This window comes from Longimicrobiaceae bacterium, assembly GCA_035696245.1.
Taxonomy (GTDB): Bacteria; Gemmatimonadota; Gemmatimonadetes; order Longimicrobiales; family Longimicrobiaceae; genus DASRQW01.
The window spans coordinates 1-5,597 of record DASRQW010000237.1 but is presented as its reverse complement, the minus strand read 5'-3'; the positions used below and the strand labels follow the sequence as shown (position 1 = coordinate 5,597).

Below are 5,597 nucleotides of genomic sequence, written 5' to 3'. Positions count from 1 at the left end.
CTACACGCTCCCCCTCACGCTCCAGAGGTGCCTCGCGGCGGCCGATCCGAGCGATCTGAACCCCACTCGCACGACCGACCCGAGATCGCCTGTGAGCACAGTTCTCGGATTCTGAGCACCCGATTTTCAACAGACTTCTAGCCCGAACAGCCGCGCATCTCCGGCGATGCGCATCCTGCCCCGGTCGACGGACGCGACGAAGGCGGCGAGAACCGGTCTCGCCGCCTTCGTCTTCATCTGCTTCTGCCGGGCCGCCTCAGCCGAACTGCTTGTCGACGGCTTCGCGGATCTGCTTGAGGGTGGCGCCGGACTTCGCCATCTGGTAGGCGAGGTGCGCCTCGCCCATGCAGGTGCCGCACTGCGCGCCGTGGTCGCTCTCGAAGCACGACAGCAGCGAGCGGTGCCCGGCGTGGTGGTGGCAGTCGCAGTGGCAGTAGATGCCGTCCACCACCTCGGGGATCTGCGCCACCTCGGCGTAGACCTCGGCGATGCGCGGGTCGTCGGCGGCGAAGCGCGAGGCGGGGAGCACCTTGGCGGCGGTCACCCCCGGGCGCGGGTCCGGGTGCTCGGACGCGTTCGCCGAGCGCGGGAACAGGCTGTACGCGACGGCGGCCAGCGTGACCAGCAGCAGCGCCAGGATGGGCAGCGGAACGGGCAGCTTGCGGGCCGGCCTGGCGCCGCGCGGGGTCTTCGCCATGAGGGTCTCTCCAGGTGGTGGACGGACGTGCTGGGCGGGGCGGAGCGCTGCGTAGTACACCGCGGCACGCGGGGGTTCCTGCGCCGCGGGAACGCTCCTTGAATGGAGAGGGCGCCTCATGAAGGCAACTTCCGGAACCTGGCGCCGCGTGGGCACGCCCGAGCAGGGCTTCGCGTACCTGCGCGCGGACGGCAAGCCGCTGCGCAGCCCCGCCGCGCTGGCCCGCATCAAGGCGCTCGTGATCCCGCCCGCGTGGACCGACGTGGAGATCGCAGCGGATCCGGAGGCCAAGGTGCAGGTCACCGGCTTCGACTCGCGGAGGCGCAAGCAGTACCGCTATCACGCCGACGCCGTGCAGAAGGGCAGCACGCGCAAGTTCCGCAAGCTGCGCGACTTCGCCCATGCGCTTCCCCGCCTGCGCGAGGTGACCGCGCAGCACCTGCAGGGCACCGGGCTGGGCCGCGAGCGCGTGCTGGCCACCATCGTCCGGCTCATGCAGCGCGGCTTCTTCCGCGTGGGCAGCGAGCGGTACGCGGTGGACAACAAGACGTTCGGCATCACCACGCTGCGCAAGCGGCACCTGAAGATCGTGGGCAACGACCTGCGCTTCCGCTACGTCGGCAAGAAGTCCATCCACCAGCACCAGGTCGTGGCCGACACGCCGCTGGTGGAGATCATGCGCGAGCTGCTGGACCTGCCCGGCACCCGTCTCTTCCGCTACGTGGATGCGGACGGCAAGCCGCAGAACGTGACCGCGGCGGACGTGAACGGCTACATCAAGGAGATCCTGGGGCGGCGCTACACCTCCAAGGACATCCGCACGTGGGGCGGCACGGTGCGCGCGGCGACGATCCTGGCGGACCTGGGCCCGCCCAAGAACGAGCGCGAGGCGAAGAAGAACGTCGTCCTCGCCTGCAAGCTCGTCAGCGCCGAGCTGGGCAACACGCCCGCGGTTTGCCGCAGCGCGTACATCCACCCAGCCGTGCTGGAGAAGTACCTCTCCGGCAAGACCATCGCCCCGCTCACGCGCGAGGCCCCGCGGCCCACGGACGACGGCGCCGGACCCACCTACTATCCCGAAGAAGCCGCCCTCATGCGCTTCCTCGAACGCCGCTGACCGCACCCGACGCCTTCCGCCGTCCTCCAGCGTCGCCGGATCCGGCTGATATCCGGACGGCGATTCGGTGGATGGAAACCGGAGATGCCGCGCATCCGCCGATCAACCACCGAAGTCCCGTAGATGAACGGCGGGCCGCGCCTCTCTCGAAGCGCGGCCCGCCGTTCGTCTTCCGTGCATCTCCCGAAAGCTAGGCCGGGAGGATGACGTAGCGGAGGATGGCGACGAAGTGGCAGGCGCTGCCGGCGAGCACGAACAGGTGCCAGACGGCGTGGCTGTAGCGCAGCCGGTGCCACAGGAAGAAGACCACGCCGCCCGTGTACGCCAGCCCGCCGGCCGCCATCCACCCCAGCCCGCCCGCGGGCACCAGCGCCAGCATCGGCTTCGCGGCGACCACGACCAGCCAGCCCATCGCCACGTACATGGCGGTGGAGAGGCCGATGAACCGGTCCACGAAGAAGAGCTTGAAGGCGATGCCCGCCGCGGCCAAGCCCCAGACCACGCCGAAGAGCGACCAGCCCCACGGCCCGCGCAGCGTGACCAGCGTGAACGGGGTGTACGTGCCCGCGATGAGCAGGTAGATGGCCGAGTGGTCCGCGATGCGCATCACGTGCTTGGCGCGCGGACTCCGCACGGCGTGGTAGATGGTGGATGCGCCATACAGCGCCACCAGCGATCCACCGAACACCGATGCCGCGACCACGTGCCACACGGTGCCGTGCATCGCCGCCAGCGCGACCAGCACGGGCAGCGCGACGGCGCTCGCCAGCAGTCCCGCGCCGTGCGTGACGCTGTTCGCTACCTCTTCCGCCCACGTGGGGCGCGTGCTTCCATCCATCCGCCTCATCCCGCTCTCGAAGTTCCTTTGCTCGTCGTGCACGGCGTCCTTCGGGGCAGCCGGGGCTCTCTGCCTGGTGCACCGATCGCACGGCGTAACCGCTGACGGCGAACGTACCTGCTGAGCGCGGCTCACACAAACCCCGCCTGGACACGGACGATTTCGGACGATGGATTCCGCCCGTCCGGAAGCGCCGTAGCGGCCTTCAAGAAAGGAGAGCCTTGTTCAGGAGGACCGTTTCGTGCAGCTTGCGAATGACCGGAAGGACGCCTAACGCGCGGAGCCCATTCCGCCCGGCCCGGCGTCCGCGTCCGACGTGCTGCGCCGCTGTCGCCGGCCCCCGGTGGAGCGCGCCCCCGACGCAGCTCACCCGCCCATCCGCCAGACCGAGGAGCGTCAGCCATGGGAATCGTACAACGTGCGTTCGGGGTGGTGAACGGGCTTCGGCCCGCGGGGAGCGCGGCGGCCGCCGCGGTGCGCTCGTCGGTGACCCGCGAAGAGGTGGACCGTACGCTCTCGGCAGGGGGCGCGCGCAGCCTGGCGGGAATGGACCTGACGGGGCTGGAGCTGGACGGCGCGGACCTCTCGGGCGTGAACATGACCGGCACGGTGCTGCGCGGCACGCGGCTCGCCGGCGCGAACCTGGCGGGCGCGGACCTGAGCGGCACCTGCCTGTGCGGGGCCGACCTGAGCGGCGCGAACCTGAGCGGGGCCAACCTGCGCGACGCCAACTGCATCCGCACCGGGAGCCACGACGCCGTGAACCTGTCCGGCGCCGACCTTTCCGCCGCGGACCTCACGGGCGCGGACCTCACACGCGCCAACCTGCGCGACGCCGTGCTCACCGGCGCGGTGCTGGAGGAGGCGAGCCTGCACCTGGCCGACCTGCGTGACGCCAAGCTGCCGCGGGCCCGCCTGGCCGGCGCCAACCTGCGCCACGCCGAGCTGGACGACGCGGACTTCGCCGGCGCGGACCTCTCCACGGCGGACCTGGCGCGGGCGCGGGCGCGGGGCACGGGCTTCCGCAGCGCGCGGCTGTCGCGCGCGAACCTGTGCGGCGCCGCGCTGGACGGGGCCGACCTGGCAGGCGCGGACCTTACGGAAGCGAACCTGGAGGGCGCCAGCCTCCGCGGCGCCAACCTGCGCGGCGCCGTCCTCGCCCGCGCGGAGCTGGACGAAGCCGTCCTGGAAGGCGCGGACACAGGCGGCACCGACTTCACCGGCGCCTACCACCACCGCGCCCCGGCCTGACGCCGCGACGTCGGACACCCGCATCTACCGAAAAGAAAGGGGAGCGCATCCGCACCGGACGCGCTCCCCTTTTCTCATCCGCCGTTTCCCCCGACTCACCATCTCTACCGAACCCCACCACGCCTTCGGCCGGTAGGGGTGCGATTCATCGCATCCGCCCTCTCCGCACGCGATTACGCCCCGGAAACGCGACGCATCTCCCGCATCTAACGTCTCCCCGGCTGTCGCTCAATCCGAGTACGTGCGGAGGAGGAAGCGGGGGATCGCGGCCCGGAAGGTGGTGCCGTCCGGACGCACGAACTCGTACGAGCCCTCCATGTGCCCCTCCGGCGCCTCCAGCACGCAGAAGCTCTCGTACTCGTGCACGCCGCCGGGAACCAGCGTGGGCTGCTCGCCCACCACGCCCTCGCCCTCGACCTCGCTGTCGCCCGCTTCCGCGTCGTGGATGTACCAGTGCCGCCACAGCAGCGTGGCCGGCGTGTCGCCCACGTTCTCGATGCGCATGCGGTACGTGAAGACGTAGCGCTCCTCGTCCGGGTCGGACCGCTCGGCCAGGTAGCGCGGCTGCGCGGTGACGCGGATGCCTTCGGTGATGCGGTGGAACAACATGCGCCGGGCCTCGGGATGTGTGGTGTGGGCCCGCTCCGCGCGGGCGCCGGAGCATAAGCGCCGCCCCCGCGGCGGTCAATGGACGCGCCTGCTTCGGGCGCGCGGAGCAGATGCGGGAAGGGCACGCGCGGAGGGGCCGGAGCCTGTCCGGCGGAAAGCGGGCGGGTTAGATTCGCGGCGGGCCCGCAGCGCGCCCGCCGCGAACGCGCGCGGCGGGCGGGGCGGCCCGGCTTACACGTGGAGGGGCTTCGCCTTGTCCGACATCGCCATCGACCTCGGGACCGCCAACACGCTCATCCAGGTGAAGGGCCTGGGCATCGTGCTCAACGAGCCCTCCGTGGTCGCCGTCGAGAGCCGCACGCGCAAGGTCCGCGCGATCGGGCTGGAAGCCAAGCGCATGCTGGGCCGCACCCCCGAGGGCACCACCGCCGTGCGTCCCATGCGCGACGGCGTGATCGCCGACGTGGACATGGCCGAGCTGATGCTGCGGCACTTCATCGCCAGCATCCTCCCCAAGGGCTTCTTCCGCACCAAGCCGCGCATCGTGATCGGCGTCCCGTCGGGCATCACCGAGATGGAGCGCCGCGCCGTCCGCGCAGCCGTCTCGGGCGCCGGCGCCAAGGAGGTCTTCCTCATCTCCGAGCCCATGGCGGCGGCCATCGGCGTGGGGCTGCCCGTGCTGAGCCCCAAGGGGTCGATGGTGGTGAACGTGGGCGGCGGCACCACCGAGATCGGCGTCATCGCCCTCTCGGGCATCGTGGCCGACGCGTCCATCCGCGTGGGCGGCAACGAGATGGACGAGGCCATCATGGCGTTCATCCGCAAGCACTACAACCTGCTCATCGGCGAGGCGACGGCCGAGACAGTGAAGATCCAGCTCGGCTCCGCATCGGCGCTCACCGAGGAGCGGGAGATGGACGTCAACGGCCGCGATCTGGTCTCCGGCATCCCCAAGACGGTGCGCATCTACTCCGAAGACATCCGCGCCGCCATCGAGGAGCCCATCGCCGCCATCCTGGGCGCCGTGCGCCGCGCGCTGGAGGTGACGCCGCCCGAGCTGTCTTCGGACATCGTGGACGACGGCA

Annotated in this window: 6 protein-coding genes; 3 read left to right on the top strand and 3 right to left on the bottom strand. The window is 71.0% G+C overall.

Annotation, left to right across the window (positions count from 1 at the left end; genetic code table 11):
• Positions 1 to 256 precede the first annotated feature (256 nt).
• The gene (locus VFE05_11270) at positions 257 to 697 is read right to left on the bottom strand and encodes a CYCXC family (seleno)protein (GenBank protein HET6230639.1); all 441 of its coding nucleotides are present in this window, start codon (positions 695 to 697) and stop codon (positions 257 to 259) included.
• 118 nt (positions 698 to 815) lie between these two features.
• On the opposite strand from VFE05_11270, the gene VFE05_11265 reads away from it, so the two are divergent.
• Positions 816 to 1,814 (top strand): hypothetical protein, encoded by a 999-nt coding sequence (locus VFE05_11265; protein HET6230638.1) that lies wholly within the window; start codon positions 816 to 818, stop codon positions 1,812 to 1,814.
• A 190-nt stretch (positions 1,815 to 2,004) separates the two neighbouring features.
• Here the strand turns inward: VFE05_11265 and VFE05_11260 are convergent, their stop codons facing one another.
• Positions 2,005 to 2,652 (bottom strand): hemolysin III family protein, encoded by a 648-nt coding sequence (locus VFE05_11260; protein ID HET6230637.1) that lies wholly within the window; start codon positions 2,650 to 2,652, stop codon positions 2,005 to 2,007.
• Between the two features lie 402 nt (positions 2,653 to 3,054).
• Here VFE05_11260 and VFE05_11255 point away from each other — a divergent pair, with 402 nt between their 5' ends.
• Complete coding sequence (locus tag VFE05_11255) at positions 3,055 to 3,903, top strand: pentapeptide repeat-containing protein (GenBank protein ID HET6230636.1); 849 nt, start codon at positions 3,055 to 3,057, stop codon at positions 3,901 to 3,903.
• Positions 3,904 to 4,131: 228 nt separating this feature from the next.
• Here the strand turns inward: VFE05_11255 and apaG are convergent, their stop codons facing one another.
• On the bottom strand, positions 4,132 to 4,512 hold the full coding sequence (gene apaG / locus VFE05_11250; GenBank protein ID HET6230635.1) for a Co2+/Mg2+ efflux protein ApaG: 381 nt from the start codon (positions 4,510 to 4,512) through the stop codon (positions 4,132 to 4,134).
• Positions 4,513 to 4,765: 253 nt separating this feature from the next.
• On the opposite strand from apaG, the gene VFE05_11245 reads away from it, so the two are divergent.
• Positions 4,766 to 5,597 (top strand): rod shape-determining protein (locus VFE05_11245; protein HET6230634.1); only part of this gene is annotated, 832 nt, incomplete at its 3' end.

Coding starts and splice junctions, on each gene's coding strand:
- VFE05_11270 (HET6230639.1), bottom strand. CDS start 697: ATGGCGAAGACCCCGCGCGGCGCCAGGCCGGCCCGCAAGCTGCCCGTT.
- apaG (HET6230635.1), bottom strand. CDS start 4,512: ATGTTGTTCCACCGCATCACCGAAGGCATCCGCGTCACCGCGCAGCCG.
- VFE05_11265 (HET6230638.1), top strand. CDS start 816: ATGAAGGCAACTTCCGGAACCTGGCGCCGCGTGGGCACGCCCGAGCAG.
- VFE05_11255 (HET6230636.1), top strand. CDS start 3,055: ATGGGAATCGTACAACGTGCGTTCGGGGTGGTGAACGGGCTTCGGCCC.
- VFE05_11260 (HET6230637.1), bottom strand. CDS start 2,652: ATGGATGGAAGCACGCGCCCCACGTGGGCGGAAGAGGTAGCGAACAGC.